This is a genomic window from Capsulimonas sp. (assembly GCF_039929585.1).
Taxonomy (GTDB): Bacteria; Armatimonadota; Armatimonadia; order Armatimonadales; family Capsulimonadaceae; genus Capsulimonas.
This window is the reverse complement of record NZ_JBDSQY010000369.1, coordinates 15,661-37,159: the sequence shown is the minus strand read 5'-3', so window position 1 is coordinate 37,159 and position 21,499 is coordinate 15,661. Positions and strand designations below refer to the sequence as shown.

The 21,499-nt window shown below is 58.8% G+C and carries 22 protein-coding genes and 1 pseudogene; 6 read left to right on the top strand and 17 right to left on the bottom strand.

The genetic code is table 11. The features are described from left to right. Positions 1-302: 302 nt before the first annotated feature. The 5 genes from ABIZ35_RS28480 to purB form a co-directional block, all read right to left on the bottom strand. Positions 303-686 (bottom strand): hypothetical protein, encoded by a 384-nt coding sequence (locus tag ABIZ35_RS28480; RefSeq protein WP_348223334.1) that lies wholly within the window; start codon positions 684-686, stop codon positions 303-305. Positions 687-826: 140 nt separating this feature from the next. Continuing rightward, complete coding sequence (locus tag ABIZ35_RS28475) at positions 827-1,471, bottom strand: DJ-1/PfpI family protein (RefSeq protein ID WP_348223333.1); 645 nt, start codon at positions 1,469-1,471, stop codon at positions 827-829. Between the two features lie 72 nt (positions 1,472-1,543). Beyond that, on the bottom strand, positions 1,544-2,233 hold the full coding sequence (gene purQ / locus ABIZ35_RS28470; RefSeq protein WP_348223332.1) for a phosphoribosylformylglycinamidine synthase subunit PurQ: 690 nt from the start codon (positions 2,231-2,233) through the stop codon (positions 1,544-1,546). Beyond that, positions 2,230-2,469, bottom strand: a complete 240-nt coding sequence (gene purS, locus ABIZ35_RS28465) for a phosphoribosylformylglycinamidine synthase subunit PurS (protein WP_348223331.1) — start codon at positions 2,467-2,469, stop codon at positions 2,230-2,232. The genes purQ and purS overlap by 4 nt, the downstream gene beginning before the upstream one ends. 1 nt (position 2,470) lies before the next feature. Then, on the bottom strand, positions 2,471-3,787 hold the full coding sequence (purB, locus tag ABIZ35_RS28460) for an adenylosuccinate lyase (RefSeq protein ID WP_348223330.1): 1,317 nt from the start codon (positions 3,785-3,787) through the stop codon (positions 2,471-2,473). 127 nt (positions 3,788-3,914) lie between these two features. Here purB and ABIZ35_RS28455 point away from each other — a divergent pair, with 127 nt between their 5' ends. Beyond that, the gene (locus tag ABIZ35_RS28455; RefSeq protein WP_348223329.1) at positions 3,915-4,145 is read left to right on the top strand and encodes an AbrB/MazE/SpoVT family DNA-binding domain-containing protein; all 231 of its coding nucleotides are present in this window, start codon (positions 3,915-3,917) and stop codon (positions 4,143-4,145) included. Continuing rightward, positions 4,142-4,546 (top strand): type II toxin-antitoxin system VapC family toxin, encoded by a 405-nt coding sequence (locus ABIZ35_RS28450; RefSeq protein ID WP_348223328.1) that lies wholly within the window; start codon positions 4,142-4,144, stop codon positions 4,544-4,546. Before ABIZ35_RS28455 ends, ABIZ35_RS28450 begins: the two co-directional genes overlap by 4 nt. A 113-nt stretch (positions 4,547-4,659) precedes the next feature. Here the strand turns inward: ABIZ35_RS28450 and ABIZ35_RS28445 are convergent, their stop codons facing one another. Next, positions 4,660-5,124 (bottom strand): DinB family protein, encoded by a 465-nt coding sequence (locus ABIZ35_RS28445; RefSeq protein ID WP_348223327.1) that lies wholly within the window; start codon positions 5,122-5,124, stop codon positions 4,660-4,662. Positions 5,125-5,196: 72 nt separating this feature from the next. After that, on the bottom strand, positions 5,197-5,829 hold the full coding sequence (locus ABIZ35_RS28440) for a GNAT family protein (RefSeq protein ID WP_348223326.1): 633 nt from the start codon (positions 5,827-5,829) through the stop codon (positions 5,197-5,199). 140 nt (positions 5,830-5,969) lie between these two features. On the opposite strand from ABIZ35_RS28440, the gene ABIZ35_RS28435 reads away from it, so the two are divergent. Continuing rightward, positions 5,970-6,740 carry an SDR family oxidoreductase gene (locus ABIZ35_RS28435; protein WP_348223325.1) on the top strand — a complete coding sequence of 257 codons (771 nt, stop codon included), beginning with the start codon at positions 5,970-5,972 and terminating at the stop codon, positions 6,738-6,740. Between the two features lie 131 nt (positions 6,741-6,871). Next, positions 6,872-8,158 (top strand): glycosyl hydrolase, encoded by a 1,287-nt coding sequence (locus tag ABIZ35_RS28430; RefSeq protein ID WP_348223324.1) that lies wholly within the window; start codon positions 6,872-6,874, stop codon positions 8,156-8,158. Between the two features lie 14 nt (positions 8,159-8,172). Here the strand turns inward: ABIZ35_RS28430 and ABIZ35_RS28425 are convergent, their stop codons facing one another. The 5 genes and pseudogenes from ABIZ35_RS28425 to leuS all read right to left on the bottom strand — a co-directional run bounded on the left by ABIZ35_RS28425 (position 8,173) and on the right by leuS (position 13,199). Next, positions 8,173-8,505 (bottom strand): hypothetical protein, encoded by a 333-nt coding sequence (locus ABIZ35_RS28425; protein ID WP_348223323.1) that lies wholly within the window; start codon positions 8,503-8,505, stop codon positions 8,173-8,175. A gap of 89 nt (positions 8,506-8,594) precedes the next feature. After that, the gene (locus ABIZ35_RS28420; protein WP_348223336.1) at positions 8,595-9,293 is read right to left on the bottom strand and encodes an ATP-binding cassette domain-containing protein; all 699 of its coding nucleotides are present in this window, start codon (positions 9,291-9,293) and stop codon (positions 8,595-8,597) included. Between the two features lie 76 nt (positions 9,294-9,369). Further along, a pseudogene (locus tag ABIZ35_RS28415) lies at positions 9,370-9,693 on the bottom strand (ABC transporter permease subunit); the annotation flags it as partial. A gap of 19 nt (positions 9,694-9,712) precedes the next feature. Beyond that, positions 9,713-10,540, bottom strand: a complete 828-nt coding sequence (locus ABIZ35_RS28410) for a helix-hairpin-helix domain-containing protein (protein WP_348223322.1) — start codon at positions 10,538-10,540, stop codon at positions 9,713-9,715. A gap of 40 nt (positions 10,541-10,580) precedes the next feature. Then, entirely contained in the window at positions 10,581-13,199 is a 2,619-nt protein-coding gene (gene leuS, locus ABIZ35_RS28405; RefSeq protein WP_348223321.1) for a leucine--tRNA ligase, read from the bottom strand. Positions 13,200-13,328: 129 nt separating this feature from the next. On the opposite strand from leuS, the gene ABIZ35_RS28400 reads away from it, so the two are divergent. Next, positions 13,329-14,120, top strand: coding sequence for an NAD(P)-dependent oxidoreductase (locus tag ABIZ35_RS28400; protein ID WP_348223320.1), 792 nt, complete (start codon positions 13,329-13,331; stop codon positions 14,118-14,120). A 63-nt stretch (positions 14,121-14,183) separates the two neighbouring features. Further along, positions 14,184-14,525 carry a hypothetical protein gene (locus ABIZ35_RS28395; protein ID WP_348223319.1) on the top strand — a complete coding sequence of 114 codons (342 nt, stop codon included), beginning with the start codon at positions 14,184-14,186 and terminating at the stop codon, positions 14,523-14,525. 89 nt (positions 14,526-14,614) lie between these two features. Here ABIZ35_RS28395 and ABIZ35_RS28390 read toward each other — a convergent pair whose 3' ends face one another. The 5 genes from ABIZ35_RS28390 to ABIZ35_RS28370 all read right to left on the bottom strand — a co-directional run bounded on the left by ABIZ35_RS28390 (position 14,615) and on the right by ABIZ35_RS28370 (position 21,398). Continuing rightward, entirely contained in the window at positions 14,615-15,307 is a 693-nt protein-coding gene (locus ABIZ35_RS28390; protein WP_348223318.1) for a hypothetical protein, read from the bottom strand. Between the two features lie 25 nt (positions 15,308-15,332). Next, complete coding sequence (locus ABIZ35_RS28385; protein WP_348223317.1) at positions 15,333-17,738, bottom strand: Hsp70 family protein; 2,406 nt, start codon at positions 17,736-17,738, stop codon at positions 15,333-15,335. Positions 17,739-17,749: 11 nt separating this feature from the next. Beyond that, on the bottom strand, positions 17,750-18,166 hold the full coding sequence (locus ABIZ35_RS28380) for a hypothetical protein (protein WP_348223316.1): 417 nt from the start codon (positions 18,164-18,166) through the stop codon (positions 17,750-17,752). A gap of 36 nt (positions 18,167-18,202) precedes the next feature. Then, a complete protein-coding gene (locus ABIZ35_RS28375) occupies positions 18,203-20,119 on the bottom strand; it encodes a hypothetical protein (RefSeq protein ID WP_348223315.1) in 1,917 nt (638 codons plus the stop codon). An 88-nt stretch (positions 20,120-20,207) separates the two neighbouring features. After that, complete coding sequence (locus ABIZ35_RS28370; protein WP_348223314.1) at positions 20,208-21,398, bottom strand: hypothetical protein; 1,191 nt, start codon at positions 21,396-21,398, stop codon at positions 20,208-20,210. Positions 21,399-21,499 lie beyond the last annotated feature (101 nt).

The following is a 21,499-nucleotide window of genomic DNA, read 5'->3' as shown; positions in this document are numbered from 1 at the left end:
TGTTCCAGATCCATTGGGCCTGAGTGAAAGGTTTGCTCATGAGATGAAAATCCAAATCTTGCGGAATGGCGCCTGCCGTGATCAGGTTAAATTATACCCGGGGGAAGGGGCGAGGCGCAAGAAAACGCCCGGCTGCTGAAGCCGGGCGTTGGATAGGCCCTTCAGTTCGCACGAATTAAGATGCCCCCCGGCCCCCACAGGGGTGCAGACCATATTGTTGAGAACGTGTCCAAATTAATTCTTTGACACGCAATCGTTGTTATGGTCTGCACCCCTGTGGGGGCCGGGGGGCATCTGGAATCTTAGCTGCGGCCGACATTGATGTAGGATGACTGCTGCTCCACGCGGCGCAGGCGTTCGTCCATACGGGCCAGGGTCTGGTCGAAGGAAACGTCGAATGACGTGGCGGTGTCGCGCAGCTGGGCGATCTGTGCGTTGAGCGCCTCGATCTCCGCCGCGAGCGCCTTGGGATCGGTGGCGGGCAGGGGCATGGGGCGTCCGGAGATCATGTGCGCGATGCGCCGGGCGACGTTACCGGCGGCGCCGAACACGGCTGTCCAGAACCAGCCCAGCAGCGACACGCCCGAAACGATTGCCCACATCAGTTCGGCGTGCTGGTCTGCGCCCCAGATGCTTTGGGCGAGACCGCCTATGCCGATCAAACTAAAGATACGCCATGTATTCATTCGACGAGTTCCTTACACAAAAGAGACTTGTGGCTATTTTACCATGGTCTGATGCGATTTGACTCGCCGCGTGTTCCACACACGCCCTGCGTGACCTACCCCGGCGCCTCGCGCCACGGTAGGTCACGCAGGGGCCTTCGCTATCTCACCATCGCCGCGGATGGGCTTGGCGCTGGGGCGCTGTGGAAGCGCGGCCACTCCAGGCGATCGGCGGCCATCAGGGCCGTTTCCTTGCCTTCAAAGTGCGCAATGAGCGCTAAAGCCAAATCGATGCCGCAGCTGATGCCGCCGGACGAGATCAAATGGCCCTTTCGGTTATCCGCCACAACGCGCTGGCCGCTGACGACCTCGGTGTTCGGATACATCGTTTGAAGATCTTTGATACGGGAGTGGTGGGTGGTGACGCGTCGACCGTCGGTGATTCCGGCGCGGGCGAGGATGAACGCGCCCGTGCAGACGCTTGCGATGATATCGCAGGTCTGGTCGGCGCGGCGGAGGAACTCGATCATACGCGTGGGCAGGTGCTCGTTGCGAGCTCCCGGTCCGCCGGGGACGATCACAATATCGGCCTCGGGCGCGTTGACGAACGTCTTGTCCGGAACAATCCCCATGCCGTGGGCGCACTGGATCATGCTGCGGTATTCCGCGACGCTCTGGACATGGAAGGCGGGCCGGTCGGTCCACCTTCCATCCATGACTTTGCGGCATGAGGCGAGCACCTCAAATGGTCCGCAGAAGTCTAATTCATCAATTCCTTCGTACAACAGGACATCGACAGTAACCATGGGTGGCGCCCTTTCGCAGCGAAACGAAGAACTATGCTTACCGAGTCCGCCGCCGCAAAAACGGCGAGGGGTCTACCGAGTGTGCCGAAGAAGTGAGTCGAAGATCAGACGGCCGTCAGCCGATCCAAGCGCGGGGTCGGCAGCGCGCTCGGGGTGGGGCATGAGGCCGAACACGTTGAAGGTCTCGTTGGCGACGCCGGCGATGTTATCGACGGAGCCGTTCGGGTTCGCCTGATCCGAAAGAGAGCCGTCGGACTGACTATAGCGGAACAGGATACGACGGTTTTCCTGAAGCGCTTTGAGGGTCGGTTCATCGCACACATACTTGCCTTCGCCGTGGGCGATGGGGATTTGCAGCGCTGCGCCGTTGGTGATTTGATTCGTGAAGGGCGTGTCGGTATTTTCCGCCCGCAGATACACTTGCTTGCAGACAAAATGCTGGTTGTCGTTACGGACCAAAGCGCCCGGCAGCAGGTGTGATTCCGTCAGCACCTGGAAACCGTTGCAGACGCCCAGTACGTAGCCGCCGTTTGCGGCGAAGTCCTGGACGGCGGACATGATCGGCGAGAAGCGCGCGATCGCGCCGCAGCGCAGGTAGTCGCCGTAAGAGAACCCGCCGGGGACGACGATACAATCGGCGCCCTTCAGATCGGTGTCCTGATGCCAGAGATACTCGACCGGCTGTCCCAGAACATCCTTAATCGTGTAATAGGCGTCCTGATCGCAGTTTGATCCTGGAAATTTGATTACGCCGAATTTCACCGGATAACCTCGAATTGGTAGTCCTCAATGACCGGGTTCGTGAGCAGATTTTCGCACATCTCCTTCACCTGGGCATCGATATTCTCGCTGTCCGGAACCGTCAGTTCGACGTACTTGCCGATCCGCACGCCGTCCACGCCTTCGTAGCCCAGCTGCTTCAACGCCGACTGGACGACTTTGCCCTGCGAATCGAGCAGGGCCGGCTTCAATGTGACCGTGACTTTGACCTGAGCCATCTTAGTTGCTCCCCGCGTTCTCCTGCGGAAGCAGGCCCAGCTTCTGGAACGTCTCATCGACGTGCTTCAGATGATAACGGATATCGAACGCCTTCGCCACTTCTTCGGGCGTCAGGTTCTCCAGCACCAGCGGATCGGCGGCGACGGCGGTGGCGAAATCTTCGCCTTCCCACGCCTTCGCGGCGTTGCGCTGCGCGACCTTGTAGGCGTCATCGCGGGAGAGCCCTTTTTCGATCAGCGCCAGCATGACCTGTTCGGAGGCGACGAGGCCGCCCATCATCCCCAGGTTCTTCTTCATGTTTTCTGGATAGACGTTGAGCGTGTCCAAAATGTTCGTAAATTTGCGCAGCATCCAGTCCATCAGGATACAGGTATCGGGCAGGATCACGCGCTCCACCGAGGAGTTCGCCAGATCGCGCTCGTGCCACGTCGTCACGTTCTCCAGCGCCGGGACCACAAAGCCGCGGATCACACGAGCGAGGCCGCTGACCGTCTCGGAGTTCCATGGGTTGCGCTTGTGCGGCATCGCCGAAGAGCCGCGCTGTCCGACCGCGAAGAACTCCTGAACTTCCAGGATCTCAGTGCGCTGCAAGTTGCGAAGCTCAGTCGCGAACTTCTCCAGCGAGCCTGCGAGAATCGCGATCGTCGTGACGACCTGCGCGTGCCGGTCGCGCTGCAATATCTGCGTGCTGATATCCGAAGCCTTCAGGCCCAGACGCTCGCAAACCCAGGCTTCGACTTCCGGGCTGATGTTCGCGTGCGTGCCGACCGCGCCAGAGATCTTGCCATAAGCAATAATGTCCCGCGCCGCTTGCAGGCGAACGACGTTGCGCTGAAGCTCCGAGTACCACACGGCCAGCTTGTAGCCAAACGTGATCGGCTCAGCGTGAATGCCATGCGTGCGCCCGATTTGCAGCGTGTCCTTGTGCTCGACCGCGAGCCGGGCGACGACCTTCATTAAGCCGTCCACGCCTTCCAAGATCAAGTCCAGCGAGTCGCGCAGCAGGATCGACAGCGCCGTGTCCACGACATCATAAGACGTGATGCCAAAGTGGACGAAGCGTCCCTCATCGCCCAGATGTTCCTGTACGTTCTTGACGAACGCCATGACATCGTGCCGGGTCTCTTTTTCCAGTTCGGCGATCCGGTCCAGCTCAAACTTCGAGTCAGACTTGATCTTCTCCACATCCTCCTGCGGGATGTAGCCGAAGTGCGCCAGTCCTTCACAGACGGCGATCTCTACGTCGAGCCACCGCTGCGTCTTAGCCTGCGGCTCCCAAAGCCCGCGCATTTGCGGGTGCGAATAACGTTCGATCAAAATCGGAATCCTTTAAAGACAGTTTCAGCCTTCATTATAGCCGAAAAGGGGGGTAAGAGGCAAGGAAAGAATCTTGACGGCGCAGGCAAAGTGTGTAATACTCTTACTAGTAAGAATGGAGATTAAGATGAAAGTCACTACTAAAGGGCAAGTTACGATCCCGCAGGAGATACGAGAGCAACTCGGCATTCATCCCGGCGCTGATGTCGAGTTCAAAATCGATGGCGATGCTATTAAGATCATCCCCATTCGAAAAGCGGCTTCCGTCGGTAAGCGTCTTGTGGAGCAGATGAGAGGTAAGGCAACGATTAAGATGAGCACGGATGAAATCCTTGCGTTGACGAGAGGCGAGTCATGAGGGGAACGTTAGTCGACAGTAACGTGCTGCTCGATATACTTACCAGCGATCCGGTATGGTCGTCTTGGTCATCGAATATGTTGGAACAGTGCTCAAATGATGGACCACTTTGCATCAATCCCATCATATTCGCGGAAGTTTCCGTTAGCTTTGGTGCGATTGAAGATGTCGAAGCGGCAATACCAGAATCGCTGCTTCGGCGTCTCGATTTGCCATTAGAAGCCGCGTTTCTGGCAGGCAAAGCATTTGTGCGTTATCGTCAGCAAGGCGGAACCAAGACATCAACCATGCCTGACTTTTTCATCGGCGCGCATGCGGCTGTGACTGGCCTTCGATTGCTGACACGTGATGATAAACGCTATCGTACCTATTTCCCAACAGTTACGTTATTGTCTCCTTGATAGTTGAGTGTGACTTGTGACAATTTTACACGTCGGCAAACGCAAAAAAGCTCCCGCGCTTTGCAGCACAGGAGCCGTCTCGGTGAGGGGTGGATGCGGCGCCACGATATCTGCTATGCACCTGAGCCTTCCAATAAGCTGCCAATGTAGACGATTTGCCCTTCGTGATAGGAAGCGTTCCAGTAGGCTCCGACGATGAGGCGAGCAAATGAGAACTCGCCGAACCGATTGGTGATTGTCTTTTGCAGATCATCTGGAGAGAGTGTGCGCAGCTTGGCGGCGAGAGCGGATGCGGTGTCTCGGCATCCTTGAATTGCATCTTCGAAGGTGGCGTATTGAGCCAGTGCCTCCGCTGAGGGCGGGCCGCCGCCGGCGGATTCGCCGTTCAGTGTCCCCAGTACTTGATGAGCGCGCACGGCGCATTCTTGAAGCTGGCTGAGAATCGTGCGACCTTTACCCTGTGGTTTCCATTCCGCGTAATCCGCGCCTATCTTTTCCGCAGCGGAGATCATATCGGCGTACTGGCTTTCGATCAGCATCGCGAACGTTTCTGTGTCGATTGTCATCGTATTGTTCATCGGTGATTACTTCCTTATGATTCTGAACCAATCGGTAAGATTATGGTCGAAGGATGTGTTGATGTCAATGAATTATGGATCGATTGGTAAAAATGTATTGTTAAAGAGCATTTCTGAGGATGTGCGAAGCCGTTCTTCAAGTGTGCGGCGAACGTCCGGCCACTCATCGTCAATGATGCTGAACCGAACGGAGTTGCGCTTGCGGCCATCGGGCATGATGCGTTCGTGGCGGACGACGCCTTCTTCCTTTGCTCCTAAACGAAGAATGGCGCGGCGGGATTTTTCGTTGAGTTCATCCGTTGTGAACTGCACGCGTACGCAGTTGAGCGTATCAAACGCATAACTCAGCATTAAGAATTTCGTCTCGGTGTTTGCGTATGTCCGCTGCCACGAGGCGGAGAGCCAGGTGTGGCCGATTTCCAGTTTTCGGTTCTGTCGGTCGATTTTCCAGAAGCGCGTGGAGCCGAGGACACGATCCGATGCGAGGTCTTGGATGACGAAGGGCATGACCGTCCCCGCCGCCCGACCTTCAAGCGCAGTCTGAATATAGCGTTCCACGGTTTCCGAAGAGGGGACGACGGTGAACGGCAGAGTCCAGAGTTCGCCGTCCGCAGCGGCCTCGACTAGCGCAGAGCCGTCCGACGCCCGCAATGGCCGGAGCTGGATTTTGGGTCCGGTGAGCGTTTCCAGTAAAAATGAGTCCATGCCACCATTTTACCTGCGCGGGGGAGGCGGCGGAAAATAAATAAAATTCTAACGATATTTGAATGACATATATTGATTTTTGTCATTATTCGTGTCATACTCCTCCCAATACTTGCTGACATATAATGGAGAATCACAACATGAACACGACGAACAACACGATTTTGATCACGGGCGGCGGTTCCGGCATCGGACGCGGTCTGGCCGAAGCCTTTCACGCGCTGGGAAATCAGGTCATTATTGCGGGACGCAGTCAGAAGAAGCTGGACGAGACGACTGGCGCCAATCCCGGCATGAAGTCGCTGACGGTGGATATGACGGATGGCGACAGCATTCAGGCCTTCTCCGCCCAGTTGACCCAGGACTATCCGAAGCTCAACGTTGTCATCAACAACGCCGGTGTCATGGCTCCTGAAACCCTGCTGGATCAGAAGCCGGGCGTTCCCGACGTGGAAGCGGTGATCACCACTAACCTGCTTGGCCCCATTCGCCTCACGGCGGCTCTGCTGCCGTCGCTGCTGGAGCAGCCGCATTCGACGATTGTGAACGTCTCATCCGGACTGGCCTTCGTGCCGCTTGCGATGACGCCGACCTATTGCGCCACGAAGGCGGCTCTGCACTCGTATACGGAATCCCTGCGCTACCAGCTCAAGGCCACTTCGGTGGAAGTGCTGGAACTCGTACCGCCGTATGTCCAGACGGAACTGATGGGCGAGCAGCAGGCCAGCGATCCGCGCGCCATGCCTTTGGATGCGTTCCTTGCGGAGGTGATGTCCCTATTCGCGGCGGATCCGACGCCCTCCGAGATTTGCGTCAAAACCGTCCATCCGCTGCGCTTTGCGGCTGATGGCGGCCAGGACAAGTACTCCCAGGTATTCAACGGACTGAACGACGCCATGTCGGCTCACTAGAGACGACATTCATAAAGCCACAAAGCCAGACCAAGTTCACCAGGAATCCACGCGTTCCTGGTGAACTTGGCAATATGGCGCAAAACATGCTCCCAATCTCCCTTCGGCAATATGTAATCCCAAGCTTGCTTATGGCGGCCATATTTTGCCCTGTCTCGGCTATGGCGGCGATAAAAGCCGTCCGAACTGAGGAGTTTCTGAACTCGCTGGGCGTCTGTACGCATATGGCCCAGGGGATCGATGATCCGTTGAAAAGCGCGGCTTGTTTGTCGTATCTGGGTGTGAAGAATCTTCGGGACGACGGCAGCCCGGCTCATGTCCCCGATTGGATCAGCGTTTACCAAAAATCGGGCGTTCGCACCTGTCTGCTGACCAATCACAACATCGCCGAGACAATCAGCATGGCGAAACAGCTGAAGGCGGCAGGCGCTCTTCTGGCGGTGGAAGGCCCGAACGAGCCGAATAACTGGCCGGTGACCTACGAAAGCAAGACGTCGGGGTATGAGACGACGGCGCTGCCGATCGCCCGTTTCCAGAGCGATCTGTATAAAGCAGTCAAAGCCGAACCGATTTTGAAAGGCGTCCCCTTATTTCACACCAGCGAAGCGGGCGGGTCGGAGAAAGACAATGTTGGCCTGCAGTACTTGACTGTTCCGAGCGGCGCCGGCGCGCTGACGCCAGACGGAACCCAATTCGCTGACTATGCGAACACGCACAACTATGTTTGCGGCCACAGCGGCAAATTGGTGGACAACATCTGCTGGAACGCCACCAGCCCGATACTGAACGGCGATTGGGACGGGCTGTATGTCGAGTACGGGCGCACATGGCATGGCGGCTTCGCGGGTTATACGAACGATCAGCTGATAACTCTGCCGAAGGTTTGCACGGAAACAGGCTGGCAGACACGGGGGGCGAATAGCGTCACCGAGGAGCAGCAGGGGCGGGTGTTCCTGAATCTGTACTTAGACGGCTTCAAACAAAACTGGAAGTACACCTTTATTTATATGCTCCGAGACGATCCGAACCAGGGATACTGGGGATTGTTCGATACGGACTACCATGCGAAGAAGTCCGGGGTCTATCTGCACAACATGACGACGATCCTTGCTGACGCGGCGCCCATAAAATCGAAGAAGGCTCTCAGCCTGAAGAGCCTTGCCTATTCGATCACAAATCCACCGGCGACCGTCCACGATTTGCTGCTGCAAAAGAGCGATGGGGCGCTGGAATTGATCGTATGGGGTGAACGAGTGATGGGGTCGGATGATATCACAGTGAACTTAGGAGGGGAGCACGCAGGCGTGAAGGTTTACGACCCAACGGTGGGGACGGATCCGACGCAGACGCTGGGCCGAGTCCGTTCCGTCAAGCTCGCGCTGACCGATCATCCGGTGATTATTGAGATGCCTCGGTAACCAAGAGCCGTCGCTTATTCGGCCTCGTCCGCAAAATAGATTTCCCAGGCTTCAATTTCCAGCATGAGCCGTTCCTGAATGATCATCTCGGGAGACATGCCGCGTTTACGAATCTGATCGTAAATGTCCCCGGCGGCGGGGTCGCTCGTGTAGCCATGGGCGCGCATCGCCGCGAAAAGGCATCGGGCGTGACGCATGTCCTCGCGTCCGCTGCCGGCGACGACGCCCATCTCGAAACCCATCAACAGTGTGTCCAGGCTTGTGATGTCGTCAGGCCGCCGCAAGAACATCGCGGGGCGGTTTTTGATTTTCGTGAGGATCTCGACGACCCTCGGCAGTGTGCTCACTCAAATATCTCCATGACGCTTGGGAGCGTCGGTATCTATGGGTGAGCAACTGCAAAATCCGTTCCAAGTCCTTCAAACGCCGTCTTTTCTCACTCCGCTGCTCGTACATGGCGCAGGATTTCCTCGCGTAGGGCGATGAACTCTGCCGAGGCGCGGTCACGGGGTCGGGGGAGTAGGATGGGGAGATCGACTGAAATCACGCCGTTCTGGATCAGGACGACCCGGTCGGCGAGGGCGACGGCTTCTTCGGCGTCGTGGGTGATCAGCAGAGTTGTGAAGCCGCGCTGACGCCATAGGTCTTCGATCAGGCGCTGCATGTCCGGCCTCGTCAGCGCGTCGAGAGCTCCGAGAGGCTCATCAAGCAGCAGAAAGCGCGGGTGGCTCGCGAGGGCGCGCGCAAGGGCGACGCGCTGGCGCTGGCCGCCGCTCAGGATCGCGGGCCAGTCGCCACCCCGGTCGCCGAGGCCGACGTCATCCAGCGCCGCCTGCGCCTTCGGCTTCCAATCACCATTAAGACCCAGGCCGGCGTTTTCCAAAACGTGCATCCAGGGCATCAGGCGCGCGTCCTGGAACATCACGCGGACATCGGGGTGCAAAGCGCGCAGCGGCGCGTCGTCGATCGCGACTAACCCACTGCTCGCCGGCTCCAGGCCCGCCAGAAGTCTCAGCAGCGTGCTCTTTCCGCATCCGCTGCGTCCGACTACCGCCACGAACTCGCCGGGGGCGATATCCAGATCTAAGTCGATCAGGACATGGTTGGCGCCAAACGATTTATACGCTCCGCGCACGGCGACGCGTGCGCCCTGGGATGTGTCTGTTGTTTGCGGTTTTTGTAAGATCGTGGCCACTTTTGGATATCTCCCTTTATTTTCCCGCCCGGCCATATCCTGTGTGCCAGGGCAGGAGCACACGCTCCAGCAGTCGCGCGGCGAGGTCGGCGCCCTTTCCGAGCAGGGCGTAAAGCAAAATGCCGAAGACGACGATGTCGGTCTGCATATACTCGCGGGCGTTGGTCGTCATATATCCGATGCCGGAGTCGGCGGCGACGGTTTCGGCGACGATCAGGGTCAGCCACATCGAGCCGAGCGCGAACCGAAGACCGATCAAGATGGATGGCAGGGCGGCCGGCAGGATCACTTGCCGGAACAGCCGAAAGCCTTTGACGCCGTAGACGCGGCCGGCTTCCACTCGCGGGGACTTCGTCCGTTCACAGCGTCACAAACGGAGCGAGTTTCGCCAGCTTTTTTTCGCCGATGCCTTTGACATCGCGCAAGTCGTCCAATGTTCGGAAGCCGCCGTTTGTCTGCCGAAAGTCGATGATGCGCGCGGCCGTGGCGGGGCCGACACCCGGAAGGCGCTCTAAGTCAGACTCAGAAGCGGTATTGAGGTTAATACGCTCCCCGGAGTCCGTGCTGACCTTTGCGGGGCGTGGAGCGTGGGATCCTGCCCCAGGGAACGTCGGCGTCATGTCGATGGGCCTGACGCCGCTGGTGTCGACTGGCGGCGGGATTGCGTTGATGGAAGTGGGGAGATTGGGAACCGTGGGAATGAGCGGCGCGTGCGCGCCCCGTATTGCCGTGTGGCCGATGCTGTTACTGGGAACGTAATGACGGATCTTGGCGGTATCTTCGTGGCGCTCGGGAACGTAGACCTTCTCGCCGTCCATGAGCGGTTCGGCAAGGTTAACGGCGTCAATATCTGCCTTATTCGTCCCGCCGCCCGCCGCATGGATCGCGGCGGCGACGCGGCTGCCGAGGGCAAAGTGATAAAGGCCGGGATTTCGCACGGCCCCAGCGACATGGACGTAGCACACCAGGTCGGAGGGGAGAAGATTGCTGCTGGAGCCGGAGTTCACCAGGGTTTTTACCGGCGCTGCACTCAAAACGTCTGGAGCCCCGCCGGGTGTGGCGGCGGGGGCGTTGGTGATCGTGACCCGAGTCGGCGCGTGCCGCTTCGCATAGAGGCTCGCGCCGCCTGTGCATGCGATCACCGCGATTACCCCGGCCATCGCCCAGCGGATGCGTGGGTCCACCATCAGATCTGCTCCAAGGTCGTTCGAGTGTGGCGGCCTGAGACTAGGCCGCCACGATATTTACCAATTTGCCCGGCACCACGATGACGTTACGGATCGTCTTGCCGTTCGTGAACTCCTGGACGCGTTCGCTTTCCAGCGCGATGGCTTTGAGCGCGTCGTTGTCCAATCCGGCGGCGGCGGTGATTTTGTCGCGCACCTTGCCGTTGACCTGCACGACCAGCGTGATCTCGTCGGCTTTCGCCACTTCCGCGTCGGCTTCCGGCCAGGCGTGCTTGTACAGGAAGCCTGATTGTCCCAGACCGACAGTCCAGAGTTCGTCGGCCAAGTGCGGCGCGAAGGGCGCCAGCACCAGGATGAGGTTTTCGATAGCCTCATCGAGCGCCGCCGAGCGCTGGCCGGCGGGCAGGGCGTTCACGACTTCGTACATCGCGTTCACCCACTCCATCAAACTCGCGACGGAGGTGTTAAACCGGAAATTCTCCAAGTCGTCGGCGATCTTGACGATCGTCTGATGCGTCTTGCGGCGCAGCGCCTTTTCCTTGACGTCCGTTGTGTCGCCGATGCGTAAGCGCCAATCGGTCGTCCAGCCTTCGGACTGCTGTGCGACCAATCGATAAACACGCGCCAGGAACTTGAACGATCCTCGGATGCCGTCCTCGCTCCACTGCACCGTTTCTTCAAACGGCGCGATGAACATTTCGAACAGTCGTGTTGAGTCCGCGCCGTACTTGGTGGCGGTCTCATCAGGCGTTACGACGTTTCCGGAACTTTTGGACATCTTTGCCCAGCGATAAACAAGCTCCTCGGGTTTGTACTTATACATGTCCTCAGGCTTGATTGGAACCCAATCCTCGATCGGTTCACCGCCGCCCTCCTGCGCGCTGTCTTCTTCATTGACTGGCTTGCGGCCGGGCGTATTGGCGAGCATCATCCCCTGATTGCGCAGACGAGTGAAGGGTTCGTTGAATTCCAGCAAGCCTTCGTCGTACAGCACTTTCGTCCAGAAGCGCGCGTAGAGCAAGTGCATGACGGCGTGCTCGGCGCCGCCGACATACATATCCACGGGCAGCCAATACTTCGCCGCCTCAGAGGAAAACGCAGCCGATACATTATGTGGGTCAGCGAATCGTAAGAAATACCAGGACGAGCAGGCGAAGCCGGCCATCGTATCTGTCTCTCGCCGTGCGGGCTCTCCGCAGATTGGGCAGACAGTGTTGACGAACTCCGGGATCGTCGCTAGCGGCGACTCACCCGTCCCTGACGGCTCGTATTTCTCGACTGGGGGCAGCAGCACGGGCAGCTGGTCCTCGGGGACCGGGACAGCGCCATGTGTCGGACAATGGATGATCGGGATCGGCACGCCCCAGTAGCGCTGGCGAGACAGCAGCCAGTCACGGAAGCGATAATTGACGACGGGCTTACCGTTGCCCTGCTGCTCCAGCCAGGCCGAGACCTGGCGCACGGTGTCTTTGCTGTAAGCGAGGCCGTTGAACGCGCCCGAGTTGGTGAGCACGCCCTGATCCGTCGTCGCCTGCGTCATCGCGTCGCCGGTGATCGTCTCGCCCGGCTGCTGATAGACGGGGATGATCGGCAAACCGAACTTGCGGGCGAAGTCGAAGTCGCGCTGGTCGTGCGCGGGCACGGCCATAATGGCGCCGGTTCCGTAGCCCGTCAGGACATAGTCGGCGATCCAGACCGGGACCTGCGCCCCGTTGACCGGGTTCGACGCATAAGCTCCCGTGAAAACGCCCGTCTTTTCGCGGCCTTCCGCCTGGCGGTCAATGTCGGCCACACGTCCCGCGCGCGCGACGTAAGCTTCGATTTCGTCTTTTTGTTCAGTAGTCGTCAGTGTCGCGACCAGAGGATGCTCCGGCGCCAGGACCATAAAGGTCGCGCCCCAGAGCGTGTCTGGGCGGGTCGTGAAGACGGTGATCGTGTGTTCGCCCGCCTGGAAATCGACTTCAGCTCCCTCGCTGCGGCCGATCCAGTTGCGCTGCTGCATCTTGATGCCTTCGGGCCAGTCGACTGTATCCAAGTCGGCAATCAAGCGCTCCGCGTACTGAGTGATCTTCAGGTACCACTGCGGCATCGCTTTTTTTTCGACCAGCGAATTACAACGCTGACAGCGTCCGTTGACGACTTCTTCATTCGCCAGGGCCGTTTTATCGAACGGACACCAGTTGATGTTTGCGTTCTTGCGTTCGGCGAGGCCGCGCTTGTTCAGCTGCAAAAAGATCCACTGGGTCCAGTGGTAATAATCAGGGTCGCTGGAGTTAATTTCGCGGTCCCAATCGTACGCCATACCCATCAAGTTCAGCTGGCGCTTATAGTTCACCGCATATTCTTTGACCATGCCACTCGGCTGGCGCTTGCGCTTGATTGCCTCATTTTCGGCGGGCATGCCAAAGGCATCCCAGCCCATCGGGTGCAGTACGTTGAACCCACGCATGGACTTATAACGCAAAAACGCATCGGGGGGAACAAAGTTCTTGAAGTGACCGACGCTCAGACCGGCGCCGGAGGGGTAGGGAAAGAATTCCAGACCGTAGTACTTCGGTTTGCTGGGATCGATCTCCACATGATAGAGATTCGCCTCCGACCAGCGGTCCTGCCACTTCGTCTCAATCTCAGTAAAGTTGTAACGTTCGTCCAACGCCATTGTCTTTCGCCTCATCCTTCTCGATGACGTCATTATACCTGCTGGGTTGGGATTCGGCGAACGGGAGGGACTGACGGCGTCGCTGTCGAACATCCGTATGTGGCAAATATGCAAGGACGTGGCAGCGATATGACTCTGGAACCGACCGTGGCTCAGACAAACATCATAGATCCGACCGACCTCCCTTCCAAGCGGCGCGTGCTCGTGACGGGGGCGGCGGGAAATATCGGTTCGTACTTCGCGGCGAATTCGTCGGACAAATATGACCTGCGCCTGATGGTGCGCGAGCGGGACTGGGGAGTGGATCGAATTCGGTCCTTCGGCGAAGTCGTCCACTCAGATCTCGGCGATCTGGAACGGCTCAAAGAGGTCTGCGCCGGCATGGATACGATCGTCCATTTCGCGGCGAATCCCGATCCCGATGCATCCTGGGAGAAGCTGCTGGGGCCGAATATCATTGGCGCGCACAATATGTTTGCGGCGGCAGTCGCCGCCAAGGTCCGGCGAGTGATCTATGCCTCATCGGTCCACGCCGTTGCAGGATACCCCGAAGACGTTTCCGTCAAATCGAGCGACCCCGTCAATCCGCTCGATCTTTACGGCGTCACCAAATGCTTCGGCGAGGCGATGGCTCGGTACACGGCGACCCAGCACGGGGTCAGCGCGATCGTTATTCGAATCGGAGCCTATAAGAGCGTGGAGCGCGGGCGTCTGGACCAGGGCGCGCACCTGGTCAATTCGTTTGTCTCCAAGAACGATTTGATTCAGCTGATGCACCGAAGCATTGAGATTGAGGATTTGCCCTTCGCCATTCTGCACGCCGTCAGCGACAACCCGTTCAAGCGACTCGATCTTTCCGACACGCAGGATTTGACCGGCTACGAGCCTCTGGACAGCGTGATGCGTGACGCCTCCGAATGACCGTCCGTTTGCTCCGTGTTCTGTGCGGGTAAGAAGCAAACAAAGAAGGATGGAGGACGAGCAGTGGCATTCCAAAACGATACCGGCGTCGCCGATGCGCACCGGACAGACGACCAGCGGAAATTTGGCGACGGGAGCAGCACAGCGCCCGGCGGCGCGAATGCGCCGGTCCAAAACCAGAATGAATTGACCCAGGGCCAGGAAGCTTACCCGGGAACTCGCCAAGGCGGAGAAGACGACAAAGCGGCGGACGCCGTACAGACCGGCAATGAAACCGGCCTCAACGCCGATACGCCCGCCGCCGCAGACGTAGACCCGAGCAGCACGAAGTCCTCCGAGGAGACTGGCCAGGACGGCGACCCCAAGTCGCCCGGTAAAAACACCGGCAACCCCTGGAACGGCTAGAAGCCGCGCCAATCTAAAACGGGCCGGGGCGCGATTGCGCCCCGGCCTTTGGTCTGTACGATCGCCTCGGCGTCTGGCGGATTTCCGAATCAGAACATGGAGATAATCGAAATCCCGATGAGAACGAAAAACATCACCCACATCACGCTTCTCATGCCGGCCCATCCGCGGTAAGCGTTTTCGTGCAGGTTATGGAAGCGCGGCTTCCACTCCCGGACAGGGACATTGTTGAGGTGCGCAAAGTGAGTGGCGTATTCGGTGCTGGAGAAGATCAGGGAGATCTGGCCATTGACCCAGGATTTGATGCTGACCGGCCTTCCGCGTGTGGCGTGGCGCGCGCTCAGCGGACGGAACGACCACACATAAGCGATCCCAAAAAAGAACACGACCGAAATGATCTCGGCTGGTCCTAAGTACTCCACAGTATGGACGTGGGCTCGAGCCGCGAACAGCCCGACAGTGACGAGCGTGGCGGCGACGGCTCCCAGCACCTGGAGCCGTCGCTGCGAACCGGCCGAGCCCGAATGGTCATGGCAGGAGAGGCAAATGGGAAAGCCGATGCTCAGTGAATTGGTTGTCGAAACGACGATATAATAATGGAACTGCGACGCCGTGACGCTGTACTTGAAATCCGATCGTCCCCCGCAGCAGGAGCACTCCTCGGGAATATACAGGGAAGAGCTTTCCGAGACGTTCACCTGCGCCGCCATCGGCGTTCGCGTGGGAGCCTCGTAATCCAGTTCGAGATCTATCGGATCTGCTACATCTTGAAGGACTGACAATTTCATCTTCCTGTGCGCCTCTTAATCACTTCGTAACTCCCGAGTTCGCGAATCTCCCATCCGCCACTTTTGCGTCGGGCAAGTACGACATCGCCTGCACGCCGTTCAAACGGACGCCTTCGAAGTCTTCCCGACGCAGACAGTCGTCCGCGCGCTTTAGGTATTCGTCATAAGGGATTGCTTCGCTGGCAAACTGGCGCTGTTCTTTCAGCCACGCCACGAGACCGATCCAGCATTCCGGCGTTTGGCGATAATAACGCCAGAAGAGGTTATCGGCGCGTTCGTGAACGGCTTTCAATCCATCGCGGTCGCCAAGGCGGCGGCAGCGCTCGGCGTCCTCACGCAAGTCTCCAAGGCTGCTCGCGGCGAGGCGGTCCTCAAATTGCGCCACGATTTGTTCGGCCTTGTGGATCATCTCCAGAGCTTGATTGTATGCGGCGTCCAGCCCGTATTTTTGCTGAAGCTCGCGGATATCGGACTTGATCGGCATGAGCTTCTGCACGACACGCTCAGCCGAGCCCGGTTCGCTGCGGTCGACCCGCTGCAGCTCGGCCTCCACAATCTCAATCTCGCGCTGTGAGCGCCGCAGACGTTCTTCGTCGGCTGGTTCGACGACCGATTGTATTTCGGAGATCGCCGCTGTGGATTCTTCGAAGGACCGCTGAATATCCTCTGCATTCGGGGCGTCGATCATGGATGTCAGAGGGACTTTGAAATCCATGTCCAGCGCCGGGATGGAGACGCGCGCATCTAATTTTCGCGATTCGTCCATACGGATACGGATCTCGATCGTCTGCCCTTCGCGCAGGGAGCGCGGCAGGTCGGAGCCTTGGATCCGAATCTCTCCCACTTTGGCGTTGTCCTCCGCGATCCGGCTTACGCCTTCCAGGAAGTAGATGGGAAGAGCGTCCGTGGAGCCCGCCGGAATCGAGCGCGCCGCACGGAGACTGATTTCCGAGCCGACGGCGGGAAGCGGCAGGCCGCGTTTGATGATCGGCAAAAAAGCGCCGTCGCTGAGCGCGACGCCGTAATCGTAGGGTGTGACGGGAACCGCGACCGCGACGCCGTGACGGACGGTCACGGACGCCGGGTCCGCCGGCAGGACATCGCCCTTCAGATCGCGCAGGTGGATCTCAAAGTCCGTCGAAGCCCGCTCTTTCAGCAGCAGTTCGCACTGGAAGGCGCCGCCGCGCAAAGCCAGCCAGCCGGAATCCCAGTCGCCGCCGCTGCGCACGAGGCGCGCTTCGCCGCTGAACCCCGCCGGGCTGGCCACCCTGCCGGCGATTGTGCAGGTGATCTCTGGAGAGACCGGCTCGTAAAACAGCTCAATCGCCGCGTGCTCCCGGGGCGCCTCGGCGGTCCGGCTTCGGTGCGGGAGAAGGATCGAGCTGGCGGCGATGGCGGCTCCGGTCGCGACTGTGGTCATCGGGTCGGAATCAAAAGAAATCGGTATCCCAAGCGATTCTTTTAGTATGTGCCGGACATAGGGCGTCATCGTCGGTCCCCCGACGGGAAGGATCGATCGGACATCGCCCGGACGCAGGCCCGCCTGATCCAGCCGCTCTTGCGTCAGCCGCAGGGTGCGGGCGACCAGCGGGGAGATGAGGTCTTCCAGAATCGCGCGGCTCAGCGCGATGCTGTCGACGGGGAGTTCAAGGTCGCTGAGGTCAATCAGCGTTTCGGAGACATCCGACAGGTCGATCCGCGCCCGTTCGCATGCGGACATCAGGTGAAAGTGGGCGACGGGCTGGTCCAGCTCCGGCGCCGTTCCGAGCTTGGGTTTCAGCTGTTTGACTGTCCACTCCGCGACCAGGCGATCGAAATCGGCGCCGCCCAAGAAATTGTCGCCGCCGTGCGCGACGACGCTCATTTCATTCGCCAGAACGCGGACGATAGAAACGTCGAACGTGCCGCCTCCAAGGTCATATACGAGATAGTAGCCTTCCTCGGGATCGTCGTTCAAATACGCCGTCGCGGCGGCGATCGGCTCCTGGAGCAAGGAGATAGCGGTCAGGCCCGCAAGCTCCGCCGCGCGGTGCGTCGCCTCACATTGCGGCTGCTGGAACATCGCCGGGACTGTGATCACCACGTGGCTGGGCTGGACATTGAAGCGGCGCTGCACCGAGCCGCGCAGGTCTTTGAGGATCTCCGCCGACAGCTCTTCGGGCGACCATAAGACGCCGTCGCCCATCGCGGTTTTGGAAGCCGTTCCCATCAGACGCTTGAACTTCGTCGCCGGCGATAGTCCGGGCTTGTTGAGCGCGTCCTGCCCGACGAGGATCTGACCGGCTTTCGTTCGGGCCACCGCCGAGGGCGTCGTCTGTCCCAGCGCGCGATTGCGGACCAGTTCGACCCCGCCGGAGGCCGCCCGCGCGATCGCCGAGTTGGTCGTTCCGAGATCAATTCCATAATCGACTGTTTGCCGCTGCATTGTGTTTCTTCCTAGCTCTCGTCTTGCGCGTCCGCGCCCGTCACGACCACGGCGGCCGTCGCTGTGAGCTGTCCCTGGATATAAACCGCAGGCGACAGGCACTCCGTGATGCGCAATTCTTGTGTCCCGATCTGCTCCACCACGTTCACGCGCAGATTGTCATGATAGACGTGTCCGATGAGATCTTCCACGCGGATCTCCAAGTCCGCAAGGCGCTCCAGCGCGCTTTCACAAGCGATTTTGACCGGCTCCGGCGTGTATTCGGCGCGCTGAGCGCGCCGATCGATGCGCCATATCGCCACGGCTAGCTTTGTGAGCTGAGCGACGTCGACGGCGATCTTGTCATCAAGCGCCCATCCCGCCGCGCGTCGCTGTGAAGGTTCGTTTGGGATATCGCCCTTGGGAGAGGCGGGTTTTTGTTTGGGCAATCGATTCTTCTCCGTCATTTTCCGGGTGTGGGCGCATTACCCATTGACGATGGCGATGATTTCACGCAGTCGGCTCAATTTTTTGTTCGTCTGATCCACCTTGACGTTATAGGCGTCGGACGCCTTCTCCCAGCGCTTTTTTGAACGATCGTAGGATCCGAGGTTGGCGTTGGATTCATCCACATTTCGATTGAAGGCATCGATGGCGGATTGGCTTCTTCGATTGAGTTTCTTTCGGTCGGCTTCAATCTTGCGGGCTTCGGCGGAATGTCGGTCGGACTGACGCACCAGCGCCGCTTCCGCGTCTTCCAGCTTTTGTTTCTCGATTTTGAGAGCGGCGAGCTCACCGTCCACTTCGGCTTGCAGGCGTTTGCCTTCCTCAAACAGTGTGTCTTTCTCTGTTTGTGGCTCGGGCTCAGCCAGCTGCGCGGGGGCGGGCTGGTAGGACAGTGAATCCGCCGAAGCAGAGACATTGGCCTGTGGCGCCACGGGCTGACGTGGGTTCGTAAGATTGATAATCGCCAGATAGCCCCATGCCATCACGGTAATCAGCGCAAGAACGGCGATGCGATGCCGCCAGGTGAACGGAAGTTTTCCCCAGAATATCACCTTGCCGTCCAGGTCGGACGACACCAGGTATCGTCCCAGTGGAAATAGAGGGATGCGGAACAGCGTGACGAATAGCGTGCTGACGCGGCACTGCGGCGCCGCAGGAAATGTTTGCGCCTCGCGAAATCGAATTCCCGTACCCTTGAAATCGAATAGTCTGGGAATATGCTTGATCGGGGAGACTCGAGTGGCGTCGATCTGACCCGGCGCAGCCGCCGGCTGTTTCGGGCGGCGCGCGTTTGCGACCCACTCCAATTGCTGGTCCACCCAAGCCTGGGCTGGACGGTCCAGCGGCAATGATTTGATCTCCAGCAGCGCGCTCTTCATCTCCGCGAGATCCTGCGCCGTGCTGTCTTTGCGCGGCTTGCATCGGGAAATCAGCGCCTCCAAGATCCTATCGGCGTCGGCGTGGATCGTTTCGATCCAAAGCTGCGCCGCGGGAAGCCGCTCGTGCAGAGCGTGCGCCAAATGGTGGAGAAGGTAATACGGGTTGTTATCGATCCAGAAGCCTTTGAGGGAATAGTCTGGCGAAGCAAGCGACCGCGCGATCTGCTGGGACTGCGTGGTCAAGATCTCCAGAGTGCGTCCGCCATAAGTCCCAAACTCGTCGGACATCGCCCGAGTCACAAAGTCTGAATCGAATCGACTTTTTTCCAGACACATAACGATCGATTGGAATCGCCCCGCGTCGAACGCCTCCAGCGCCCCTAGCGCAGTCCGGCATGTGTCTTTCAGGAGAGAGCGGGTAAGTTCGTTCTGAGCCTCCGCGACGAAATTGAATGTCTCGTCCTGATCTTCTCCTTCCTGGTTCAGCAGATCCGAAAGGTAGGCGTCATGTTCGTGGTCTTCGAAGAGAAGAGCGAACGAATGGAGCGCGCGCGCCAGAGCATCGGGGTTCCCGTCGATCCGAAATTGAAACCAGTTTTCCAGAAAATCGATCTGCAGCCAGAAAAACGCCGGCGCATCTTTCTGCGCCTCCTTGAGCGCGCTCAGATCCGCCAGAGAGTTCATCGCGCGGCTGAGCGGCTTGATCTCGTAGGGCCACATCTGCCGATAGATCGTCCGGGTGGCGGCGTTCGCGGTGAGCGCTCGGACCTTATCCGCGCAATCCTCCAGGTCGGCTCGTCCAAAAACAGCATCCAGCCCGACATCGATGGGCAGGCCAACCTTCCGCGCCTGATCGCACGCGGCGGCCTTTTGCCGCAGCGCGCGGGGGCTTTCCGAGGAGGGAACGCAAAGCAGGCGATAGGGGTTGTCGGTGAGAAATCGGCAGGACAAAGGTGTGGCGTTCGGCTTGATGACTTTATCCCCCGAAGGATCGGTTTCGCTGATGGCTTGCTCCATGACATCCCTGCTCTTCGTGGACAGTGCTTTATGGTTCTTCGGCTTTTGCGAAAAATCCTTCTCTAGCAAGCAAGGTTGCAGACGTGTTTTATTTGTTCACGCCGGCAACGATGTCGCCGACGCTGTCGTAACCGATTAAATATCGGTTTGCGGCTGTCAGTGGTTGATTGCTGGTTGGGTGATATTGCGCCGCCTTCCCTCCGTTATCCTTGGCGTCTGGTCCCACGCTGTAGAGTAAATACGCAGCCCCATTTCGTTTGTACTGAAGCGGGTTTGCCTGTGAGCTAAAGGGATCGATGGGAACGGAGGTTAAGTAGCGCGGCGTGAGCTGACTGATCGAAGTAGGATATGCGCCAGTATCGTCGCGATACGCTTTCAGCGCGAGCGCTGTCAGAAACAGCCGACGCTTGGCGGCCGTGTGAAAATATTGATAGCCATTGTGGTCATCAATCTCCAGCAAGTTGGCCATGATATACACAGCATTCTGCTTTTTAGGGGCAACGTCATGGACGAGAGTCGACCATGGAGTGCTCGCCTTTTGGATCAGGCGGTCCATGTCGTCCGCAAAACGACGCTCGTTTAGCCGCTGAAGCGCCTGGGCGATCGGGTCTTGTCTTCGATTCGGTGGGATCATCGCCTGCTGGATTAGCGTCAATCCTGCCCATTTTTGCTCCGCGCGCATCGCTACGAACGGGATGGTCGCGCGGTCGATCTGTTCCAGGCGAAGCGCCGCGTTGGCGGCGCTTCGGGCGTTCAAATGGGGGAGTTCATCCCAGCCGTGCGCAAAGCTTACTCTTTGGAAACGCATTCCCCGGCTCACATCCACGTAAGTGCAGTCATTGATTAAGACCGCGCCGAATTGCGCCTGATCCAGGCAGCTTTTCATCGCCGCAGAATGATTGCCACTGGCGCCGCAGACCTGGTATTCCAGTGTGAACAGGCGACTTAGGCTGAGGAAAGGCTGTTGTTCGCTGAGTCCAAGATCGACCGTTCGGGACAGAGGGTTTCCGCACTCGTGTGTCAATCCGATCCGAACCCGCATCAGCGCCTGCCGATTCTCTTGCAGCATCTTCGTCTTTTCCTGGAGCGTGTAAGTTCGATCCTCGTGACGTTTGGTAATATGATTGACCATAATCGCATAGCCAATTTTCTTTGTGTCCGCAGAGAGTTTCCCGGCGGCCATAAAGTCGTCATAGGCGTTCGGCGTCGGCATGATGGCTGGCGGTATGGGTAAGGGAGGTTTGGAAGCCCAGTAGAAAATGGTGACGACAGCAATCATCAGGCTGATAAGCATCCCATACGCAATTGACTTTGCGAGGAGGGATGGCGTCTGTCTATTTTCATCCAAGCGTTCTGCTAGCGAATTTTCTTCCATGGCTT